Source organism: Photorhabdus aballayi (genome assembly GCF_026153155.1).
Lineage (GTDB): Bacteria > Pseudomonadota > Gammaproteobacteria > Enterobacterales > Enterobacteriaceae > Photorhabdus > Photorhabdus luminescens.
This window is the reverse complement of the sequence record NZ_JAPFCD010000051.1, coordinates 13,561-35,328: the sequence shown is the minus strand read 5'-3', so window position 1 is coordinate 35,328 and position 21,768 is coordinate 13,561. Positions and strand designations below refer to the sequence as shown.

General features: G+C 41.3%; 17 protein-coding genes. 15 read left to right on the top strand and 2 right to left on the bottom strand.

Going from position 1 to position 21,768, the window contains the following annotated elements; all coding sequences use genetic code 11:
• Positions 1 to 2,043: 2,043 nt before the first annotated feature.
• The 4 genes from OO184_RS19740 to OO184_RS19725 all read left to right on the top strand — a co-directional run bounded on the left by OO184_RS19740 (position 2,044) and on the right by OO184_RS19725 (position 7,784).
• Positions 2,044 to 2,796: a sulfite exporter TauE/SafE family protein gene (locus OO184_RS19740; protein WP_265380652.1), complete on the top strand. Its 753-nt coding sequence runs from the start codon at positions 2,044 to 2,046 to the stop codon at positions 2,794 to 2,796.
• A gap of 108 nt (positions 2,797 to 2,904) precedes the next feature.
• Positions 2,905 to 4,077, top strand: a complete 1,173-nt coding sequence (locus tag OO184_RS19735; protein WP_265380651.1) for an MFS transporter — start codon at positions 2,905 to 2,907, stop codon at positions 4,075 to 4,077.
• 437 nt (positions 4,078 to 4,514) lie between these two features.
• Complete coding sequence (locus OO184_RS19730) at positions 4,515 to 5,861, top strand: NCS2 family permease (RefSeq protein ID WP_265380655.1); 1,347 nt, start codon at positions 4,515 to 4,517, stop codon at positions 5,859 to 5,861.
• 273 nt (positions 5,862 to 6,134) lie between these two features.
• Positions 6,135 to 7,784, top strand: coding sequence for a Na+/H+ antiporter (locus OO184_RS19725; protein WP_265380650.1), 1,650 nt, complete (start codon positions 6,135 to 6,137; stop codon positions 7,782 to 7,784).
• A gap of 216 nt (positions 7,785 to 8,000) precedes the next feature.
• Here the strand turns inward: OO184_RS19725 and metR are convergent, their stop codons facing one another.
• Positions 8,001 to 8,957 carry an HTH-type transcriptional regulator MetR gene (gene metR, locus OO184_RS19720; protein ID WP_265380649.1) on the bottom strand — a complete coding sequence of 319 codons (957 nt, stop codon included), beginning with the start codon at positions 8,955 to 8,957 and terminating at the stop codon, positions 8,001 to 8,003.
• Positions 8,958 to 9,065: 108 nt separating this feature from the next.
• On the opposite strand from metR, the gene metE reads away from it, so the two are divergent.
• Together metE and OO184_RS19710 are read left to right on the top strand one after the other, a co-directional pair.
• Complete coding sequence (gene metE / locus OO184_RS19715) at positions 9,066 to 11,342, top strand: 5-methyltetrahydropteroyltriglutamate--homocysteine S-methyltransferase (RefSeq protein ID WP_265380648.1); 2,277 nt, start codon at positions 9,066 to 9,068, stop codon at positions 11,340 to 11,342.
• Positions 11,343 to 11,583: 241 nt separating this feature from the next.
• Complete coding sequence (locus tag OO184_RS19710; protein WP_265380647.1) at positions 11,584 to 12,417, top strand: intradiol ring-cleavage dioxygenase; 834 nt, start codon at positions 11,584 to 11,586, stop codon at positions 12,415 to 12,417.
• 244 nt (positions 12,418 to 12,661) lie between these two features.
• Here the strand turns inward: OO184_RS19710 and pcp are convergent, their stop codons facing one another.
• Positions 12,662 to 13,318 carry a pyroglutamyl-peptidase I gene (pcp, locus tag OO184_RS19705; protein ID WP_265380646.1) on the bottom strand — a complete coding sequence of 219 codons (657 nt, stop codon included), beginning with the start codon at positions 13,316 to 13,318 and terminating at the stop codon, positions 12,662 to 12,664.
• An 827-nt stretch (positions 13,319 to 14,145) separates the two neighbouring features.
• On the opposite strand from pcp, the gene udp reads away from it, so the two are divergent.
• The 9 genes from udp (at position 14,146) to tatB (ending at position 21,758) form a co-directional block, all read left to right on the top strand.
• Positions 14,146 to 14,901 carry a uridine phosphorylase gene (udp, locus tag OO184_RS19700; protein WP_265380645.1) on the top strand — a complete coding sequence of 252 codons (756 nt, stop codon included), beginning with the start codon at positions 14,146 to 14,148 and terminating at the stop codon, positions 14,899 to 14,901.
• A 94-nt stretch (positions 14,902 to 14,995) separates the two neighbouring features.
• Positions 14,996 to 15,778 carry a tyrosine-protein phosphatase gene (locus OO184_RS19695; protein ID WP_265380644.1) on the top strand — a complete coding sequence of 261 codons (783 nt, stop codon included), beginning with the start codon at positions 14,996 to 14,998 and terminating at the stop codon, positions 15,776 to 15,778.
• A 68-nt stretch (positions 15,779 to 15,846) separates the two neighbouring features.
• Entirely contained in the window at positions 15,847 to 16,383 is a 537-nt protein-coding gene (locus OO184_RS19690; RefSeq protein WP_376712590.1) for a DedA family protein, read from the top strand.
• A 165-nt stretch (positions 16,384 to 16,548) separates the two neighbouring features.
• Complete coding sequence (gene rmuC / locus OO184_RS19685; protein WP_376712591.1) at positions 16,549 to 17,844, top strand: DNA recombination protein RmuC; 1,296 nt, start codon at positions 16,549 to 16,551, stop codon at positions 17,842 to 17,844.
• 73 nt (positions 17,845 to 17,917) lie between these two features.
• A complete protein-coding gene (ubiE, locus tag OO184_RS19680) occupies positions 17,918 to 18,673 on the top strand; it encodes a bifunctional demethylmenaquinone methyltransferase/2-methoxy-6-polyprenyl-1,4-benzoquinol methylase UbiE (RefSeq protein WP_265380642.1) in 756 nt (251 codons plus the stop codon).
• A gap of 1 nt (position 18,674) precedes the next feature.
• Positions 18,675 to 19,325, top strand: a complete 651-nt coding sequence (gene ubiJ, locus OO184_RS19675) for a ubiquinone biosynthesis protein UbiJ (protein WP_265380641.1) — start codon at positions 18,675 to 18,677, stop codon at positions 19,323 to 19,325.
• Positions 19,312 to 20,949 (top strand): ubiquinone biosynthesis regulatory protein kinase UbiB, encoded by a 1,638-nt coding sequence (ubiB, locus tag OO184_RS19670; protein WP_265380640.1) that lies wholly within the window; start codon positions 19,312 to 19,314, stop codon positions 20,947 to 20,949. The genes ubiJ and ubiB overlap by 14 nt, the downstream gene beginning before the upstream one ends.
• A gap of 101 nt (positions 20,950 to 21,050) precedes the next feature.
• Entirely contained in the window at positions 21,051 to 21,311 is a 261-nt protein-coding gene (tatA, locus tag OO184_RS19665) for a Sec-independent protein translocase subunit TatA (protein ID WP_011148500.1), read from the top strand.
• Between the two features lie 3 nt (positions 21,312 to 21,314).
• A complete protein-coding gene (gene tatB, locus OO184_RS19660; RefSeq protein ID WP_265380639.1) occupies positions 21,315 to 21,758 on the top strand; it encodes a Sec-independent protein translocase protein TatB in 444 nt (147 codons plus the stop codon).
• Positions 21,759 to 21,768: the final 10 nt, after the last annotated feature.

The following is a 21,768-nucleotide window of genomic DNA, read 5'->3' as shown; positions in this document are numbered from 1 at the left end:
GTGTTGATTTTAATACCATGAGCATACCTGCTGCCCTCTCTGGTTTTAAACCTAAAAAAATCAAATACAGAAAAAACCAAGGACTAATTTAATGAAATTGGAAGGTTTAAATGAAAGTGGGGAGATGGAAAAAACTATTATATTTACATAAGCTACTCAATAAAAATCATTTATTAAACGAAATTTTAATTAAAAACAAGAAAAGAAAACCGTCGAAATGGAAATTAATTTATAGGTTTATCATCTTTATTAACGTGGTTCACCATTTATTTTTACCTGCATATTAGTTTGGGAGTGATAACACGTTCATTTTTATCGGTGATTAATCAGCCAAGAGTTATAAAAACAGGTATTCCATTAATGCCAGTTTTTAAAAGGCATATAGTGACTAAAAACGGCCTATTTACTACCATGTTTAATGCATTTATCGACAATGTTATTCTTCGGTTATTTTATATTTAACTAACCAGCTATGCCTATTTAAAAACGTACATATATACCCTTCATCTTTCAAGCTGCTGCTTTGTTGGCTGCTTTCACTCACCCCAGTCACATCGTTATCTATGCTCCTGGGGATTCGTTCACTTGCCGCCTCGCTGCAACTCGAAATCTATTGGGTATAGTGATTTTTTATTTAATGGTTTAATTTTTATAAATAAATTTACACTTGTGGTAATGGTTGATGGCATTTAATCTAAATCTATTAACAAAGAGTTAAAAAGAAACTAGCACGTAAAATAATATTATCCGAACCGGATAATATTAAAGTATTTTCTCGCTGTCATTCTATGAAAAAAGCCGCAAAAAATGATGTGATAAAAAAAGATAAAACGGTTAATTTAGCAGGATTTAAACTTTGAAAAAGAGGTGATTATCCGAAAAGATACAAATGGGAATCTTTATATTATCAAGCTATTTATTGGTTAATTTATCTAGAAAAATAAATGGTTATGGATCTATAAAAACAGCCTTAAATTACCGATAAAATAGTGTCAGTAAAGATAAAAAAGGTGTAATTTACATTTGTAAATGTAAAGTACGATATTCCATGATGATTAATCTTAATATAAAAAGCATATGTCAAAAGTGGTAAAAAACTGTTAAAACTTTATACTGATTAAAATCAATGGTTGAAAAAATGTATTTTAATAATGATTTAAAACCTGTTAGTTATAAAAATATTAGCGAAAAAGGAGAAATAAAAATCAGTTTGAGTATGTTTTCAGGTAAAAAGATAAATTAAAATATTAATCCGTTAATCCGTTAATCCGTTAATCCGTTAATCCGTTAATCTATTTTTAAAAATGGAGCGTTTTAATAACGTTTTCAATCGGAGAATAAATTTTTTCATAAATCAGTTAAATAATCGATGATAAAAAATCGGCATAATAAAATCCCCAGATAAATGATTTAACAGAATACAAATTGGATTACTTGCAGCGTTATTATATTGCATTTTTTATACAACACTGTGATGCCTTAAATACGCCAGTTTAAACTTTCTGTACCTTGCTTTAACCCGTTAAATAGCATTTTTTTGCTATGAGTTAATTTAAATCGTTCCCATTTTTATGTTTTTAACATACTAAAATCAGTTCATGTTGTTGTTTTAAAAAGTTATTTTATCGATCTGTTAACGCTTAAATACCCGTTCAACCATTATAGTCCTGGCTGGTTAATCCGTTAAACTTTTCACCATCGTTATATGAGTGGTATTAATGAAAATATTAATCTGAAGCAGTAAAATACCATTTTCTTAAGAGCATCTTCTGGTTTGTTGGTGATATCTCTTATCTTTCCAATACCCTTATATATGTTCCTAATATACGGTAAATTATTTATTGCTAGGGAATATTTATAATTGATTATAATTTCAATTTGTTATTTTTTCATTATGGACATATAAGTATCATGTATATATTAAGTACATCTTTAATTAGTGTGTCCCATTTTTCGCAGATTGGCCTGACAAACGATAGTAAAAACTATTAGTATTGGGAAAATGATCACTTTAGTTTGAAAACTATTTTCAGGGAAATAAAAATGTTACATGTACTGGCATGGCCTGATCTGATTATTTGCATTTTTGTCGTTTTTTTTGCTTATCTAGTTTTTGGTATGGCCGGGTTTGGTTCTGCACTTATTGCCAGTCCAATTCTGGCGTTTTATATTCCTGTAGCGAAAATTGTTCCTATGCTCGCGTTGATAGATTTGACCGCCGCAGTGATTAATATTACCAGAGAGGGTAAAAAATCAGAGTTTAGTGAGATCAAGTTAATTATTCCGTTAATGATTATCGGTAGCTTGATTGGTGCCGCCATTTTGTTGATAACTCGACCTGATGTTTTAGTTCTGGTGTTGGGGTTATTTGTTGTTTTCTATTCAATTTATTCGTTATTTTTCAGTAAAACCTATCGCCAATTCCCTGTTAAGGCCGCCATTCCGTTTGGGCTGAGTGGAGGTATTTTCAGTGCGTTATTTGGTAGTGGAGGGTTTCTTTATGCAATTTATCTAACCGGACGGATATCAGATAAGGAAATTTTCAGGATCACTCAGACGACTTTAATTGGTTTCAGTACTCTGACGAGAGTGATTATTTTTGTTGTCATGGGTATTTATCTGGACACCTCATTTTTGTTATTGATACTGGTATTTATTCCAGCCATGTTGTTGGGGATCTATTTTGGCCGCCAGGTGACACTGAAAATCTCCAGAGAAACATTCTTGAAGTTTATCAATGTTATTGTGCTGGCTTCCGGGTTAATGCTGATATATCGTTATATATTTGCTATTTAAAATAGTAACTAATCAAAATTAATATATTCAATATAATATCATTAATTTGTTGTTTTCGGTTCATTTCATATTTATTCTTTCTATTTTTGCTGGATAGGCATAAATAAAATGAACGGTCGTTATTATAGGAATAATAGTTTTTTTGCCATTTTTACTATTACCACGAGTGTCGCTGTTATTGGCATTGTCATTGGTTTGACTATCCCAATGATAGCGTTACGCTTGAATAGCCAAGGTGTTGATGAGCTATATATTGGTTTAATTTCTGCGGCTCCAGCATTAGGGGTTCTTTTGAGTGCTCCGGTAGTCCAGAAAATTGTAGCTTTGGTAGGTAAGAAACGCGTCATGATGGTTGCAACAGGGGTTTCTGCTGTCAGTTTGCTCCCTCTTTTGGGTTCGTTGCCGATGGAGTTGCTTTTTCCTCTGCGGCTAATTACTGGTGCTGCTAATGGGTTAATGATCTGCTTGGGTGAAACCTGGATTAATGAGCTCTCTGAAGAGAATAAACGAGGCAGGGTACTGGCTGTTTATACGACGGTTTTTACTATCAGTCAGTTGCTTGGCCCTTCTATCATTGCTTTTTATGGTGTTGCAGATAAAACGCCGATACTGATTTGTACTCTGATCCATATCTTTTCATTGGTGCTTTTTGTCATGGTAGATCAGAAGAAAGGCGATAAGTTGCCGAAACATAATGAGAAGCCCAACTTTTCTATTGTTCAATTTGTGAAGGTTGCTCCGGCGATCTGTGGCGGCGTGCTGTTCTTTTCTTTTTTCGACGGCACCATTCTTTCTATGTTACCTATCTACGGGATGAGTTGTGGGTATACCGAAGCGGTAGCTGCACTGATGATAAGTGTTGTTCTTGGTGGTGATGCATTGATGCAACTCCCGTTTGGTTGGCTGGCGGATCATATGAATCGTATGCGCTTGTACCAGACTTGTGGTGTAGTAACGCTTGGAGCAAGTGCGCTATTGCCACTTGCTATGGCACATCAATATCTTATCTGGCCTCTGTTGATTGTTTTAGGGGCAACCGCGGGGGCTATCTACACCATTGCATTGGTACAAATTGGTCAGTATTTTTCAGGGAGTGATCTGATAGTGGCTAATGCGGCGGCGGCTATGTTGTGGGGTATTGGGAGTTTGTTTGGGCCACTGCTTGCAGGTATGGCGAGTTCAGTGACGCCATCAGGTTTACCTGTTCTGCTTATTATCATTGCGGCGCTGTTTCTGATTTCGACAATGGAGCAGCTTAATCCACAGACTGATAATGGATGAAGTGTTCAGTCGGCAGTTGTATAGGCGTAAAAGCTGGCTGTAAACAGAGCAGCCAGCGCTCCAGCGCTGAGTAAATCTTTTCTTTTCAAATGGCTAGCAAACTGAATCCTAAGATTGAATCATCGAGATTAATGATCGTTTAGTGAATCATTATTCACAGAACATTGAGCTTTAGTGCTGTGAAGGTTTAATCTCCAGAAGTTATTCTTCTGATGCTTGGCTAAATAATACGGTTAGCTATTGATTTCGACACTATGATTACTGGATAATCTTTCGCCTCAAATTCTCCCACTGTTTTCTATTCTGAAAGCCAAACGATTGCTTTTGTGATTTGTTGAACCGATTGGTGCAATGTTGTTGTGTTATTAAGCGAAGTAATCGTTTTCGTTTGATTAGAAAGTGGAAGAAGTACCATGAACATAATGCAGGGGAACGACATGTCTGGCACTCAGGCACCAGTTAAATGCAAACTGGATCAGTATTTTAAGTTGACTGAACGTGGCACAACGGTACGCCGTGAAATTCTGGCAGGACTTACAACTTTTTTGGCGATGGTTTACTCAGTCATCGTTGTACCAGGGATGTTAGGACAGGCAGGGTTTCCCCATACTGCGGTCTTTATTGCGACTTGTTTGGTTGCCGGTTTTGGTTCTTTGTTAATGGGGCTATGGGTTAACTTGCCAATGGCAATTGGTTGTGCAATTTCGTTAACTGCATTTACCGCTTTTAGTTTGGTTTTAGGACAGCAAATCGCTATTCCGGTTGTACTCGGTGCGGTATTTCTGATGGGGTGCTTGTTCACGGTGATTTCTGTTACCGGTATTCGTTCTTGGATTTTACGCAATATACCAATGGGTATTGCGCATGGTGCAGGGATTGGTATTGGGCTGTTTTTATTGCTGATTGCGTCAAACGGCGTTGGTCTGGTCATTAAGAACCCGTTGGAAGGTCTGCCTGTTGCTTTGGGGGCGTTCACCTCTTTTCCGGTTGTGATGACTTTGCTTGGGCTGGCTGTTATTTTTGGCTTGGAAAGGTTGAAAGTCCCTGGCGGTGTGCTGTTAGTGATTGTAGTGATTTCTATTATTGGACTGATTTTTGATCCGGCAGTGAGATATCAAGGGTTTTTTAAGGTACCGAGTCTGGGAGATGACGGCCTGTCCCTGATTTTTAGCATGGATGTTATGGGAGCTTTGCAGCCAATTGTATTACCCAGTGTGTTGGCGCTGGTGATGACTGCGGTGTTTGATGCGACCGGTACTATCCGTGCGGTAGCAGGGCAAGGGAATCTGTTGGATAAAGGTGGACAGATTATTAATGGCAGTAAAGCGCTGACTGCCGATTCTGTTAGTAGTATTTTTGCCGGTGCTATCGGTGCTTCTCCGGCTGCGGTATATATCGAATCAGCCGCGGGTACCGCAGCAGGCGGTAAAACAGGTTTAACCGCAACGGTGGTCGGTATCCTGTTCCTGTTAATTTTGTTCTTCTCTCCACTTTCATATCTTGTACCGGCGTATGCCACTGCGCCGGCGCTGATGTATGTTGGTCTACTGATGTTGAGTAATGTCAGAAAACTGGATTTCAATGATTTTGTCGGGGCGATGTCCGGTATGCTTTGTGCAGTCTTTATTGTTCTGACCTGCAATATTGTAACCGGTATTATGTTGGGTTTTAGTTCTTTGGTTGTTGGTCGTATCTGTTCGGGTGAATGGCGCCAATTGAATATCGGTACAGTGGTAATTACGGTCGCTTTAGTAGCATTTTATGCTGGTGATTGGGCTATTTGATTGATTAAAAAGTGCGTAAGGGGTGTTCACCCCTGCGCACTTTGCCGTTTCTTGCGATTACTTTTAAATTCTCAATTATTTCCCCCTCTATTTATCTGATTAGTTTACAATATTCTTGCAATTCTTTCGGATACGGCTCCGTGTGTATCTACCTTTTTCGATTGATTCAGTTACTTTAATATTAAGATTTATTCTCACTGTTTTTGTATTAACAGGAAGAAAAAGAGTTTCAATCTGTATACCAACGATTCTTAGGTAAATTGTAAGGGCAACATGGAAATATTCTTTACTATTCTGATCTTGATTTTGGTGGTTTCAGTTTCTGGTGTTCTGACTAAAGTGATTCCGTTCCGCATACCTCTGCCGTTAATGCAGATTGCAATGGGAGCGTTGCTGGCTTGGCCACACTTTGGCTTACATGTTACTTTTAATCCTGAGCTGTTTCTTGTTCTGCTAATTCCTCCATTGTTATTCGTTGATGGCTGGAAAATGCCAACCAGAGAGTTTTTCCAGTACGGGCGGGAAATTTTCATACTGATGCTGGTATTGGTGCTGGTTACGGTTGTCGGTATTGGTTATCTGATTTACTGGCTGATGCCAGGCATTCCGCTAATTGCTGCTTTTGCTCTTGCTGCTGTGTTATCGCCAACAGATGCGGTGGCTTTATCATCCATTGTTGGAAAAAGGCGCATGCCTAAGCGCATGATGAATGTGATGGAAGGGGAAGCGTTAATGAATGATGCTTCCGGCCTGGTAGCCTTAAAATTCGCTGTAGCGATAGCAATGGGAACGATGGCGTTTTCTGTTACTGGCATGACCATAGAATTCTTCAAAGTTGCTATTGGCGGTTTATTATCTGGTATTGCAGTAACCTGGTTGTACAGTAAATCCCTGCGTTTAATGAACCGTTGGAGCGGTGGCGATCCGGCAACCCAAATTGTTTTCATGTTGCTGTTGCCGTTTGCCTCTTATCTGATTGCAGAACATATTGGCGTTTCCGGTATTCTTGCCGCAGTTGCTGCGGGTATGACGATCAGTAAATCTGGGGTCATCCGTAATGCACCGTTGGCAATGCGTTTGCGTGCTGATAGTGTCTGGTCAATGCTGGCGTTCGTGTTTAACGGCTTGGTATTTATCATGTTGGGCCTGCAACTACCGGGAATCTGGCAAACTTCCGTTATACAGGCAGAACTTGATCCAACCGTTGAAACCTGGATGTTGTTCGCCGCAGTCGCAGTGATTTATGGGGCACTTTTACTACTGCGTTTCTGTTGGTTATGGCTGATGAAGAATATCAGCAAAGCCTTTATGAAAAAAAATCCACTGAATTTTGCGACTTATACCACCCGTGAATTATGGCTGGCATCTTTTGCCGGAGTTCGTGGCGCCATCACACTTGCTGGCGCACTGTCTGTTCCTCTGTTTCTGGCGGATGGTTCGCCATTCCCTGCCCGTTATCAGCTTATCTTTATTGCCGCGGGTGTCATCCTGTTTTCGTTGTTAATTGGCGTTCTCTCTTTGCCGTTTCTGTTACGGGGAATGCAAACTTGCGATAAAGAGGCCGATATCAGTGAGGTGCGAATGGCGCGGGCAGCTATGGCGGAAGTGGCGATTGTCAGTATGAATAAGATGGAAGAGCGTCTTTCTGCGAGTCCCGAAGAGCAATTGGATGCTGAGGTTATTACTGAAGTTGCTTCCAGGGTAATTGGCTATTTGCGTCGCCGTACTGTGGGGCAGGATGAGATGGAACATAATCTGCTAGTGGAAGATTTGGAACGTCGTTTTCGTCTGACTGCATTAAGGGCAGAGCGCGGTGAGCTGTATCATCTGCGTGCAACCAGAAAAATCAGTAATGAGACACTTCAAACCTTGCTGCATGATTTGGATTTACTGGAAGCTTTGTTGGTACAGAAAGAGCACTGATATCCTGTAATTTGTTGGTTGTCACGACAATTTTGTCAGCCATGTTATTCAGCCTGATTGGTGGATATTTCGCCTGTCAGGTTGATGGTTGATGGTTGATTTGTGGCATTTGTTTTTCCACCATAGATTCATAGACATAGATTTATAAACATAGATACCGGAACCCCCTGACAATGATGAATAATATGTTGGTTCCGGCGGCATGGCTGGTAAAATTTACCATTGGTGGGAGTTTGGTTGCTGCGTTGTTCTGGGGTCATCAACGTTTAATTTTGCAATTCCTTTTACGAATGGCAGATTATCTATTGCGTGCTGGCGTGCGGAGTGGATAAATGCGTCAGTTTCAGGCTGATACTGTTCGCCTTCACGGACGGCAGCGTACAGCCTGCTCCATAAACCTTCTCCCAATGTCTTAGTTACCACTAACTCTTGCCTTTCAAATGTTTCAACAACCCAATGTGGCAGAGCCGCGATTCCCATGCGGGCAGCGACCATTTGAATCAGTAATAGAGTGTTATCCACATTTTTCAACGTAGGGGCAACCCCCGCTGGTTGCAAGAAACGCCGCCAGATATCGAATCGATGACGCTGAACGGGGTAGATCATCAATGTTTCATCAATTAAATCTTTTGGCTGGATGTGTAATTTATTTGCCAGAGGATGATCCGGAGCGACAACCAGTTTGACCTCATAATCAAATAGCGGTGTGTAGTGCAAATGACTCTCCGGGAGAATATCTGATGTCAAAACGACATCCAATTCCCGTTGCAGTAGTGCAGGTTGTGGATCAAAAGTGACGCCGGATTTGAAATCCACATTGACTTGCGGCCAGGTTTCTCGGAAATGCTTGAGGGCCGGTGTCAGCCACTGAATACAACTATGGCATTCAATGGCGATACGCAGATTTGTTTGGCCCGGCTCTTTACATTCGCTCAGTGCATTTTGAACCAAAGGGAGTACCTGTTCTGCTAGTCGTAATAAGATTTCACCCTGTGGCGTGAAGCGAAGCGGTTGACTTTTACGAATGAACAACCGGAAGCCAAGGCGATGTTCAAGATCGCTGAACTGATGAGACAAAGCGGATTGTGTTTGATGCAGATGATTGGCTGCTGCCGCTAATGAACCGCAATGACTCAATGATTGTAATGTTTTTAGATGTTTTATTTCGATCATGAGAAACCTTCAGGATGATAATGAATAAATTGCGCTTGTGGTTTATACCTTACCTGTTGATTATGGATGTGTAAACATCTAGACGGCTAAAAATGACGGGATAATGAAATGACGATTATTAATCACACACTTGGCTTTCCACGTATCGGTTTGAAAAGAGAACTCAAAAAGGCTCAAGAAAACTATTGGGCAGGGAAAATTTCTCAGCAAGAATTATTGGAAACTGGCCGTGAGTTACGTGCCCGTCACTGGGAGCAACAGAAGCAGGCTGGTGTTGATTTAGTGCCGGTTGGCGATTTCGCTTGGTATGATCATGTGCTAACCACCAGTTTACTACTCGGTAATGTGCCTCCACGTCACCAGAATCCAGATGGCACGATTGATCTAGATACACTATTCCGTATTGCTCGCGGTCGTGCGCCGACGGGTGAACCTGCTGCCGCCGCGGAAATGACTAAATGGTTTAATACTAACTACCATTATATCGTGCCAGAATTTCAGCAAGGGCAGGAATTTAAACTGAGTTGGACTCAGCTACTAGAAGAAGTGGATGAAGCGTTGGCTCTGGGTCATCAAGTGAAACCCGTTTTACTGGGGCCGGTGACTTACCTGTGGCTGGGTAAAGTGAAAGGTCAGGCATTTGATCGTCTCTCTTTATTGAAAGATATTCTTCCTGTTTATCAGCAAGTATTAGCTGAGTTAGCTAGACGTGGTATCGAATGGGTTCAGATTGATGAGCCTGCGCTGGTACTGGAACTGCCAGCAGAGTGGTTAGCCGCTTATCCGGTTGCTTATCAGGCACTTCAAGGGCAGGTTAAATTATTGTTGACTACCTATTTCGATAGCGTTGGTCACAATCTCGAAACGATCAAATCCTTGTCGGTACAAGGGCTGCATGTGGATCTGGTTGCTGGTCAGGATGATATCGCGCAACTGAATGAGTCACTGCCAAAAGAGTGGGTGCTTTCCCTTGGTGTGATTAATGGTCGTAACGTATGGCGTGCGGATTTAACTGCCAAATATCAGTCGATTAAGCCATTGGTAGGTAGTCGTACACTGTGGATCGGTTCTTCCTGTTCTCTTCTGCATAGTCCTATCGATCTGAGTGATGAGACTGCGCTTGATGCAGAGGTGAAAAGCTGGTTTGCGTTCGCATTGCAGAAATGTGAGGAGTTAGCCTTGCTGGCTGCGGCATTGAATCAGCCGGAAAGTGGTAAACAAGCGGAATTGGATGTTTACAGTGCGCCAATTCGCGCCCGTCGTGAATCTAAACGGGTGAATAATCAGGCGGTTACTGAGCGCCTTGCAGCAATCAATCCACAGGACAGTGAGCGTAATCTGCCATACCCACAGCGTGCGGAAATACAGCGTCAGCGCTATAACTTGCCATTGTGGCCGACAACAACAATTGGATCATTCCCGCAAACGACGGAAATCCGCGGCTTGCGTTTGGATTTCAAAAAAGGTCGGGTAGATGGCGCCAGCTATCGTACCAATATCTGTCAACATATTAAGCAGGCAATTAACGAACAAGAACGTTTGGGATTAGATGTATTGGTTCATGGCGAAGCTGAACGTAACGACATGGTGGAATACTTCGGTGAACACCTCGACGGTTTTGTCTTTACGCAGAATGGTTGGGTTCAGAGCTATGGTTCCCGCTGCGTTAAGCCGCCAGTGATTATTGGTGACGTCAGCCGTCCAGAAGCGATCACTGTAGAATGGGCTAAATATGCTCAATCGCTGACGGAAAAACCTGTCAAAGGGATGTTAACTGGGCCGGTGACAATTCTCTGTTGGTCATTCCCAAGGGAAGATGTCAGCCGTGAGACGATTGCTAAGCAGATTGCGTTGGCGCTGCGTGATGAAGTGGACGATTTGCAAGAAGCGGGCATTGGTATCATCCAGATTGATGAGCCAGCATTGCGGGAAGGTTTACCATTGCGCCGGGAAGAGTGGCAGTCCTATCTTGATTGGGCGGTAGAAGCATTTAAATTGAATGCTGCAATTGCTAAAGATGACACACAGATTCACACTCATATGTGTTATTGCGAGTTCAATGACATCATGCCTTCCATCGCAGCGTTAGATGCGGACGTGATTACCATTGAAACTTCCCGTTCGGATATGGAGCTGTTGGATTCATTCGAAAACTTCTCTTATCCGAATGAGATCGGGCCGGGTGTTTATGACATTCATTCACCTAACGTACCTAGTGTTGAGTGGATTGAAGCCCTGTTACGTAAAGCGGCTGATCGTATTCCGGTTGAACGCTTGTGGGTTAACCCGGATTGTGGCCTGAAAACCCGTGGTTGGACGGAAACTCGCCAGTCATTGGCAAACATGGTACAAGCGGCTAAACGCCTCCGTGAGTCAGTGAAATAACTCATCCCATAATTTGCCTGTCACTATTAATTGGTGATGGGCATTTTCCAAAAAATAATCTTTCTTTTGCAGTAACGCATAGTGATGCGGCTTCGCGCGGATCTTTTCTATTACCAAACTTTTAGTAACTTATATATGCCATATTGGTATTTGAAAAAATACATTTTATTAACAAAATAACCCTGGTAGTAACAAGATGGAAGCATTGTAATAGAAACTTAATAATTAAAGAGAGGATTATATGGATGTTAATAAGTTGCAAGGTAAGAAAAGTAGCTCTCGAAGAAATTTTTTAAAAAGTAGCGCTGCTATTACGGCGACTGCTGCACTTGCCCCGATGAGTTTGGCTCGTGCGGAAGCAAAGTTATCCCCACAAATTGGAATAGGCGTATGTACGCTTGCGCCAGAGCAGATATCAGGGCCGTATTTCCGCAATGACAAAATTGTAAGAAGGGATATTACCGATTCAGAATTAGGAATACCTTTTTTATTGAAAATTACTGTTATGGATAAAAAAACATGTAAACCGGTTGAGAGTTTATTTGTTGATATCTGGCATTGTAATAGTCGGGGAAAATATTCTGGTTGGAGTTATATCAGTCCTGATATAGAACCTAATGTTGATGGAATAGGTTCTAGCAATAGAACCGATGATAAAAATTTTCTAAGAGGAGCTCAACCATCTGATAAGAATGGGATAGTTAATTTTACGACTATTTATCCTGGGTTTTATGCGGGTAGAGCGACTCATATTCATATTGCCATCAGAAAGGTGAGCACAGATATAACTGATAAAGAGCACTTTGCTTTTGTTGGTCAAATGTATTTTCCAGAAGAAATTAACACAGAGGTTTATAAATATGATCTATATTCAAAACGGAGGGTAATCAGAACTCAAAATCATGAGGATAAATATTTTAAAGAGATGAATGGTCATCTTTCAGAAATAAAAATAACAAAAATAGATGAGTCTGATATTAATCGTGGGATACTGGGTGAGATAATTTTATCGATAGATTTGGAAAATATATCTAATTTCATAACTAAAGATGATTTATATTCTCATACGGTATGATCGATTTTGTGGAATAAGCTAAATTTTAATATAATAACAGTCTAAATTATAAAGTAACCCATGTAAATAGTATACTGATAAATAATTTAATAAAGTATCAGATACTTGATATTTACATATGGATATTGTTCAGGCACAGAGAGGATTATCTTTACTGGTTGATGGATATTATCAGTAGATCATATTTTCTGTGCCTGTCATTTTCTCAGAGAAAAGCTTTCAGTCTCGCAAGCAGAATGTCAAATTAATGCGTTGTGCCTCCATTAATGGCGATATCTTCACTGTTTTTTAATGCTTCATCGATAGCAATTTCCAGCGCGGTTATAACTGTTTCCAGGGCCATACTCGGAGTACCTGAATACCGAACTGCTTGTTCCGGCAGATAAGGAATATGGATGAATCCACCGCGTATCTCAGGATGGGTGCATGCTAAATGATGCAACAAGCCATACATGACGTGGTTACAGACGAAGGTGCCTGCGGTTTGTGAAATGGAGGCAGGGACTCCAGCATCATGCAAACCTTTGACTATCGCATTGATCGGTAACGTAGCGAAGTAGGCGGCAGGGCCTGTTGCGACTATGGGGGTATTGATAGGCTGATTGCCTTGATTATCAGGAATGCTAGCATCATTAATATTAATTGCCACGCGTTCCACGGTAATATTTGGTCTGCCGCCTGCCTGTCCTACGGCAATGACCAGATCAGGCTGTACATCATCAATAGCAGCATACAGGCAAGCCAGAGAGACGTCGAACACACATGGGAGCTGACGCGCTTCAACACGGGCTCCACATAATTCTCGTCCTTGTAATTGCTTAGCGGCTTCCCACGATGGATTAATTTTTTCTTTGTCGAAAGGTTCGAAACCGGTAATTAAAACTGTTTTTTGGGTCGTCATAGATAGTGCCCTTATATGGAGGAAAGAGTCTAATATTCCCGTTATCTTTCAAGTTGCCTCTTTGTTGGCTGCATTCACTCACCCCAGTCACATAGTTATCTATGCTCCCGGGGATTCGCTCCCTTGCCGTCGCGATGCACCTTGAAATCTATAGGGTATATATCTAAACAATATGCATCCTATAAAAAGATAACTGTGATATTTATATTTGGTAATTGTTTTATTTTTGTTGAAAATATAATTGTAATATGTTGGTAAATAAGCAAGAAAAATTATTTATTAGTTATAAAAGTAAAATACAGTTAATTTTTTAATATGTTCATCATAAGAAAAAGTTATTTTAGGAATAGTTCAATTTATTGCGTTGTTGGTTTATAAATGTTAGGAGAATGTTTTAATAACGACGGTGATTTATATTTGGTTAAGTTGATAGTTTATTGGAAATATTTTTTTATGACCTGGCTGTGAAACGATAAATTTTTCTTTGTGATGGGGTGGATATTAGCCCTTATTAACTCTTAGGGAGAAAATATTGCGATGAGATAATCCGTGATATATTTTTCTCGGTATGTTTGAAATATAAATATAATTAAATAATGGATGGTTTTTTCCATAATATGAACTTATTCAAGTTAGTTTATGGATGGAAGAAAACGCCCTGTTTTTTGCTCGTTTTATGGTTTTTGTGATTTATATCACAAAATAATGTATGTTTTTCTTTTTTATATTACTTTGAAGTGACATTTATCACTAAAAGATGTCTAAATGCTCAATACAGTAAATTTCAACTAATTTCATTATAAATTCTTCTTGCTGAGGAGTCTGATATGTCTGATGTATTTCACTTAGGTCTGATCAAAAGCGACCTGCAAGGCGCAACTTTAGCTATTGTTCCGGGTGATCCGAAACGTGTGGAAAAAATCGCAAGATTGATGGATAACCCAGTTCATCTTGCTTCCTTACGTGAATTTACGTCATGGCGGGCAGAAATTGATGGTAAAGCTGTCATTGTGTGCTCTACGGGTATCGGTGGTCCATCAACCTCTATCGCTGTTGAAGAATTAGCGCAATTGGGTGTGCGTACTTTTTTACGTATCGGCACAACAGGCGCAATTCAGGAAAATATCAATGTTGGTGACGTGTTGGTCACTACTGCTGCTGTTCGTTTGGATGGCGCCAGCTTGCATTTTGCTCCGATGGAATTCCCGGCGGTTGCCGATTTTGAATGTACGACTGCTTTGTACGAAGCAGCAAAAGATTTGGGGGCAACGGTACATGTGGGGGTAACGGCCTCTTCCGATACTTTTTATCCCGGTCAGGAGCGTTACGATACCTATTCTGGCCGGGTTGTGAGCCGTTTCAAAGGTTCAATGGCTGAATGGCAGGCGATGGGGGTCATGAATTATGAAATGGAATCGGCAACGTTATTAACAATGTGTGCAAGCCAAGGGCTGCGTGCGGGTATGGTCGCTGGCGTTATTGTTAACCGTACTCAGCAGGAGATTCCTAATGTTGAATTACTTGAAAAAACAGAAAGTAACGCGTTGGGTATTGTAGTAGAAGCGGCTCGCCGTTTGTTGTAAATCATACTTCTGGGGCCGGAATATTCCGGCTCACTCTTATTTTAAAGAGAAATCTGTTAATGTTTTAATACCTAACAACTGATTAAACATCATCATGATCACAACATCTTTATTGCATCCATCAGTGCTTCCCCTCAATGGCGGGATTAATTTTCGTGATTTAGGCGGTAAAAAAGTAGCGAGTGGTGGAAAAATCAAATCAGGTTTGCTTTTCCGTTCTGGCTCTCTGGATCGCTTAACAGAAAAAGACCAATCTCTCCTGGTAAATAAAAATCTCTTTCAAATCATAGATTATCGTGATACTAGTGAGATAGCAGATAAGCCCGATTTGGTATGGAATGGCGCTAATTATCATCATGCTCCGGCCAATCCATTATCTGATGAAGTGAATGCGAATCTGGAAAAATTGACATCAGAGGTGTTGGAACAATTTGATCCGCAGACATTTATGTTTCGTCTTTATGAATTACTGCCTCTGAAAAATTCAGCCTATAAGACATTAGTTAAATTACTGCAACAACCGGAAAAAGGTGGGATAGTCCAGCATTGCGCGGTAGGTAAAGACAGAACCGGTGTAGGTTCTGCTTTGGTATTATTTGCTCTGGGGGCTGATTTGAATACGGTAATGGAAGATTATTTAGTGACTCACTCTACTCTGGCTCCTTACCGTGAATATTTATTAAATGAGCATGCGAAAACCATGAGTGATGATGTGGTTGATAAATTCGCTTATGTTTATTCTGTGAGAGAAGAGTTTTTAATGACGGCATTAAACAGTATTAACCAACATTATGGCAGTGTAGATATATGGCTGGAAAAAGATCTTGGCCTTGATTGTGCTGCTCGTAAGAAATTACAAGGTTATTTCCTTGAATAAAAAGTTGGTTTAATTCTGGTTAATACAGAAATGGCTAAATTGAATGTGGTATTAATCAATACAGGAATATGAATTTGAGTCTTCATGAAATAGTTGATCTGGTAATCGCTTTTGTTAAAGCTCATGATACCTGGATCATGCCGATTGTTTTCTTACTCGCTTTTGGTGAATCTCTGGCTTTTTTCTCCTTGCTATTACCTGCAACAATCATATTGCTTGGATTAGGGGCATTAATAGGTGAAAGTGGTCTTAATTTCTGGCCAATTTGGTTGGCAGCCGCAGTAGGAGCTTTTTTGGGCGATTGGGTATCTTATATTGTTGGCGCCTATTTTAAGGGTGATGTTGGTAAAATTTGGCCGATTTCTCGTAAACCACAACTACTGACACGAGTGCACCATTTCTTTGAACGTTGGGGTATTTGGAGCATTTTCTTTGGTCGATTCTTTGGGCCATTCCGGGCAATTGTGCCATTAGTCGCGGGTATTTGTGCCATGCCATTGCGTTATTTCCAGATAGCTAACATCTGTTCGGCACTTATCTGGTCTTTTGGCGTATTAGCCCCAGGCGCGTTTGGTTTGCAATGGTTAGTGCAATGGGTGAGTTAATTGGGAGCGGCTTCGCAGACTGAACCATCTGTATAAATCATTCTGGACATCTATACAGTGACAATTTAGTTTATCTGGTCAAAGCATGGGATAGAGGAAGTACCGGTGGGTATCCAGTTGTTATATACGTTGATAGGTACACTTGGCGGCCTGTTGGGCGGTGGTATTCTCGTTTGGTTCTCCGTTCATCAACGTATTCAACAGCAAGAGATGGAATTACGGCAATTGGACAGCCAGCTTGCCGTTGCCAATGAGAAACTGGAACAATCCGCTTATTGGCGGGCTGAGTGTGAACAATTGAACCAGGAATTGCGGACTCAGAGAGAAGTTAATAGCGTGCAAGAATCTGAACTGCGGGAAGTGACGACACGTCTGGAAGAGAGTCGTCTCGCGGCTGAAGAGAAACAGCGGTTGCTGATCAACAGTGAACTACGTTTGAATACTCAATTTGAGAATTTGGCTAATCGTATTTTTGAACAAACGGGGCGCCGTACTGATGAACAAAATCGGCAGAGCCTCAATACTCTTTTAGCGCCATTTCGTGAACAGCTTAATGGCCTACACCGGCAAGTTCAGGAGAGTTTTGGTCAGGAAGCCCGTGAACGTCACACTCTTGCACATGAAATCCGTAGCTTACAGCAATTGAATGTCCAGATGGCGCAGGAAGCCATCAATCTGACAAATGCCCTCAAAGGTAATAATAAAATTCAGGGAGATTGGGGAGAAGTCGTGTTATCCCGTATTCTGGAAGCCTCTGGTTTACGAGAAGGGCATGAGTTTTGTACTCAGGTAAATATCAAGGTAGAGGGTAACCGCCGTTTCCAACCCGATGTTATTGTTCATTTGCCGCAAGGGAAAGATGTGGTCATTGATGCCAAAATGTCGCTGGTCGCTTATGAGCGTTATTTCAATAGTGGGGATCGGCATCAGCAGGAGTTAGCCCTTCAAGAGCATATCGACTCAATTAAAGGTCATATTCGTGGTTTGAGCCGCAAAGATTACCAACAGTTGCCAGGGCTGAAATCGTTGGACTATGTATTGATGTTTATTCCGGTTGAACCCGCTTATCTGGTTGCGCTTAACAGGGCGCCTGAGCTGCTTGATGAAGCACTTAGACACAATATTATGCTAGTGAGTCCATCAACATTGTTAGTTGCTGTACGTACTATTAATAACTTGTGGCGCTATGAGTATCAAAGCCAGAATGCGCGTTTAATCGCAGATAAGGCCGCTCGTATGTACGATAAAATGCGCTTGTTTGTCGAGGATATGCAAGGTTTGGGGCAAAGCTTGGATAAGGCCCAACTTAATTACCGACAGGCAATGAAAAAGCTGACGGAGGGGCGTGGCAACCTGATAAGTCAGGCAGAGAGTTTTCGTAATTTGGGTGTTGAGGTAAAACGTCCGATAGATCCTGAACTGGTTGATAAGGCCAGCCAACCATTCTGTGCTAATGATTAATACTAGGATGGGGTTTTATCTGAAAGGCTGATACACTTTTTATAACGCTTTGAATAAAAAATGGGCAAATGACATGGTAGACCAAACGAAACAAACCACACATTTTGGTTTCCGTACTGTAGCAAAGGATGCAAAAGCAGGCATGGTGGCTGAAGTGTTTCATTCTGTTGCGGCAAAATACGATTTAATGAATGATTTAATGTCGTTTGGCATCCATCGTATCTGGAAGCGTGTGGCTATTGATGCCAGTGGTGTGCGCCGAGGTCAGAGGATACTTGATTTAGCTGGTGGTACTGGAGATCTGACCGCCAAATTTTCTCGCATAGTTGGTGAAAAAGGTGAAGTTGTTCTCGCTGATATCAATGAATCTATGCTGAAGGTTGGGCGTGAGAAATTACGCGATGCTGGTGTTGTTGGTAATGTCAGCTATGTGCAGGCCAATGCGGAAGCGCTGCCTTTCCCTGATAACTATTTTAATTGCATCACTATCTCTTTTGGTTTGCGCAATGTTACCGAAAAAGAAAAAGCCCTGCGTTCTATGTTTCGGGTGTTGAAGCCGGGTGGACGTTTATTGGTACTTGAATTTTCTAAACCTTTGTTCACTCCGTTAAGCAAAGCGTATGATACTTATTCTTTCCATGTGCTGCCAAAAATTGGTCAGGTTTTTGTGCAGGATGCTGACAGTTATCGTTATCTGGCGGAATCCATCCGTATGCATCCTGATCAGGAAACGCTTAAAACGATGATGGAAGAGGCTGGTTTTGAGCAGGTGACTTATACCAATATGACTGGCGGCATTGTTGCACTACACAGAGGTTTTAAATTCTGAGATGGAAAGACCATCACTGAGTACAGCTATTAATTCCACACTTACGCCGGTTTTAACCGCAGTGATGGAAACATCATTGAATTACCTGTTGTACCGTGAACCTGTGTTGAGGCCAGCCCGTATGCGGCTGGTAGACAAAGTTTTGTCGATCGAATTGAAAGAAATGAATACACCGCTGACATTGGTGTTCAGTGAGAAACAGGTAGACGTATTAAGCCAATGGGGCGAATCTGCCGATTGCACGGTTAAAACTCACTTTTCTGCTTTGCTTAAGTTACGGGATCGTCAACAAATTTCCAAATTGCTCAATAGCGGTGAAATGGTTATTGAAGGGGATATGCAGGTTGTTCAGCAATGGTCTGCTTTGTTAGATATGGTTGAATGGGATTTGGCCCATTATCTTTCTCCTTATTTCGGGGATATCGCTGCCGAAGGTATTAGTCAAGTCCTTAAAAAAGGGTTTCAGTTTGTTTCCGGTTCAATGGAATGCCAGAAAAATTATCTGGCGGAAGCGTTAACGGAAGAATGGAAACTAGCCCCAAATCAGCTTGAAGTGGCTTATTTCAGTGAAGAAGTTAGCATGTTGACCAAAGATATCGAGCAAATAGAACAACGATTGGCAGTATTAGAGGGAAAATATGACTCCAGGTGAATTAAGGCGCCTTTATTTTATCATACGGGTTTTTCTTTCTTACGGATTGGATGAACTAATTCCTCGGATTCGCTTAACTTGGCCTCTTCGTTTTGGGCGTTATTTATTGTTCTGGGTCCCGAATAGACATAAAGATAAATCACTTGGAGAGAGACTGCGGCTTGCTTTACAGGAATTAGGACCTGTTTGGATTAAATTTGGACAGATGCTTTCAACGCGGCGTGATCTGTTTCCTCCAGCAATAGCGGATCAATTGGCATTGTTGCAAGACCGAGTGGCCTCTTTTGATGGTGCTCTGGCGCGCCAATATATTGAAACTGCTTTAGGGGGACCACTGGAAACCTGGTTTGATGATTTTGAACCTATTGCTCTGGCCTCTGCTTCAATCGCTCAGGTCCATACTGCTCGGTTAAAAGAGAATGGACAGGAAATCGTTATCAAAGTCATTCGCCCTGATATTCTGCCGATTATCAAAGCGGATATCCGGTTAATGTATCGTCTGGCTAATTGGGTACCGATGTTATTACCCGATGGACGCCGTTTACGTCCTCGTGAAGTTGTGCGGGAATATGAGAAGACGTTAATTGATGAACTGAATTTGCTGCGTGAAGCGGCTAATGCAATCCAACTCCGTCGTAATTTTGAAAATAGTTCAACGCTTTATGTACCGGAAATTTATGCTGATTATTGCCGTGAAAATGTTCTGGTGATGGAGCGAGTTTATGGTATCCCTGTTTCTGATATTGAAGCATTAGAAGCGCAGAATACCAATATGAAATTGCTGGCTGAACGGGGAGTACAGGTCTTTTTTACGCAGGTTTTTCGCGATAGCTTCTTCCATGCGGATATGCATCCGGGAAATATTTTTGTCAGCTATGAGCATCCTGAAGACCCGTTTTATATTGGTATTGATTACGGTATTGTTGGTTCTCTTAATAAAGATGACAAACGTTATTTGGCTGAGAATTTTATTGCTTTCTTTAATCGTGATTACCGGAAAGTTGCTGAACTTCATGTGGATTCAGGCTGGGTTCCTAGTGATACCAATGTTGAAGATTTTGAGTTTGCAATCCGTACGGTTTGTGAGCCAATATTTGAGAAGCCGCTTGCTGAAATTTCATTTGGTCATGTACTTCTGAATCTGTTTAATACTGCACGTCGTTTTAATATGGCAGTGCAGCCTCAGTTAGTGCTTCTACAAAAAACGCTTTTGTATGTAGAAGGCTTAGGACGGCAGCTCTATCCACAGCTTGATTTGTGGAAAACAGCAAAACCGTTTTTGGAGGAGTGGTTGCATAGCCAGGTTGGATTGCCTGCTGTTATCCGAGCGTTAAAAGAAAAGGCGCCTTATTGGGCAGAAAAGTTGCCAGAACTACCTGAATTAGTGTATGACAGTCTTCAGCAGCATAAACATTTGCAGGTGAGTATCGAGAAGCTGTCAGATCATTTAAAAGGGCAACAGATAAAACAGCGGCAGTCGCAGTATTTACTGGGTGTTGGTGCAATATTGTTTCTCTGCGGAAGCTTGTTTTTGTTGTCTGGTTTGGCAAATATTCCTTGGTTGTTTATAGGTGCGGGTACCGTTTCGTGGTTGTTTGGCTGGTGTCGGCTGAGTAAAATTTAGTAAAATTTGTTTTAAGACAAGTTTTTTTGAAGGTCGGTTATAGCTCGTCGTATGTATAATGAGCTATTGAAATAATTCCTGTTAAATAGAGGTAAATCAGAATGGGCGGTATAAGCATTTGGCAATTACTTATCATTGCAGTCATTGTGGTGCTGCTGTTCGGCACGAATAAACTCCGTACTTTAGGTTCTGATCTTGGGGCATCTATTAAAGGTTTTAAAAAGGCGATAGGGGATGATAATCAGCCTCAACAGGCTCAAAAAACCAGTAGTGATGCCGATTTTGAGACTAAAAACATTACTGAAAAACAATCCGTAGCTCAGTCTGAAACATCTGAGAGCAAAAACAAAGAGCAGGTATAAACCGTGTTTGACATTGGTTTTAGTGAGCTGCTGCTGGTTATGGTCATTGGCTTGGTGGTTTTGGGGCCAGAACGGCTGCCAGTAGCAGTAAAAACAGTTGCTGGTTGGATTAGGGCGCTGCGTTCTTTAGCTGCTAACGTCCAAAATGAGCTGGCCCAAGAGCTGAAATTGCAGGAGCTCCAGGAAAGCCTGAAAAAAGTTCAAGAAGAAGCGGGGTTGCAGAATTTATCCCCGGAACTGAAAGCTTCAATGGATGAGCTAAAAGAAGCTGCTGAGTCTTTGAAAAAAGCATACCAAAATGAACCTGATGCGGGGAGTATGAAAGCATCAGAAATAAATGAGGTAGCACAAAAGCCGACAGCGTCTCAGGTTGTGGCTTCATCTGAGCCTTCTGCTCCAGTGGGTGATCAAGCGGTTTCTGCAACGAAGAAAAAAACTTCTGATTAAGTTAATGGTG

Bases quoted from the DNA above. Each gene is read 5' to 3' on its own strand.
- tatA (WP_011148500.1), top strand. From the start codon at position 21,051: ATGGGCGGTATAAGCATTTGGCAATTACTTATCATTGCAGTCATTGTG.
- udp (WP_265380645.1), top strand. From the start codon at position 14,146: ATGTCTGATGTATTTCACTTAGGTCTGATCAAAAGCGACCTGCAAGGC.
- OO184_RS19730 (WP_265380655.1), top strand. From the start codon at position 4,515: ATGTCTGGCACTCAGGCACCAGTTAAATGCAAACTGGATCAGTATTTT.
- ubiJ (WP_265380641.1), top strand. From the start codon at position 18,675: ATGGAAAGACCATCACTGAGTACAGCTATTAATTCCACACTTACGCCG.
- metE (WP_265380648.1), top strand. From the start codon at position 9,066: ATGACGATTATTAATCACACACTTGGCTTTCCACGTATCGGTTTGAAA.
- ubiB (WP_265380640.1), top strand. From the start codon at position 19,312: ATGACTCCAGGTGAATTAAGGCGCCTTTATTTTATCATACGGGTTTTT.
- ubiE (WP_265380642.1), top strand. From the start codon at position 17,918: ATGGTAGACCAAACGAAACAAACCACACATTTTGGTTTCCGTACTGTA.
- OO184_RS19690 (WP_376712590.1), top strand. From the start codon at position 15,847: ATGAATTTGAGTCTTCATGAAATAGTTGATCTGGTAATCGCTTTTGTT.
- OO184_RS19735 (WP_265380651.1), top strand. From the start codon at position 2,905: ATGAACGGTCGTTATTATAGGAATAATAGTTTTTTTGCCATTTTTACT.
- OO184_RS19740 (WP_265380652.1), top strand. From the start codon at position 2,044: ATGTTACATGTACTGGCATGGCCTGATCTGATTATTTGCATTTTTGTC.
- pcp (WP_265380646.1), bottom strand. From the start codon at position 13,318: ATGACGACCCAAAAAACAGTTTTAATTACCGGTTTCGAACCTTTCGAC.
- OO184_RS19695 (WP_265380644.1), top strand. From the start codon at position 14,996: ATGATCACAACATCTTTATTGCATCCATCAGTGCTTCCCCTCAATGGC.
- OO184_RS19710 (WP_265380647.1), top strand. From the start codon at position 11,584: ATGGATGTTAATAAGTTGCAAGGTAAGAAAAGTAGCTCTCGAAGAAAT.
- OO184_RS19725 (WP_265380650.1), top strand. From the start codon at position 6,135: ATGGAAATATTCTTTACTATTCTGATCTTGATTTTGGTGGTTTCAGTT.
- metR (WP_265380649.1), bottom strand. From the start codon at position 8,957: ATGATCGAAATAAAACATCTAAAAACATTACAATCATTGAGTCATTGC.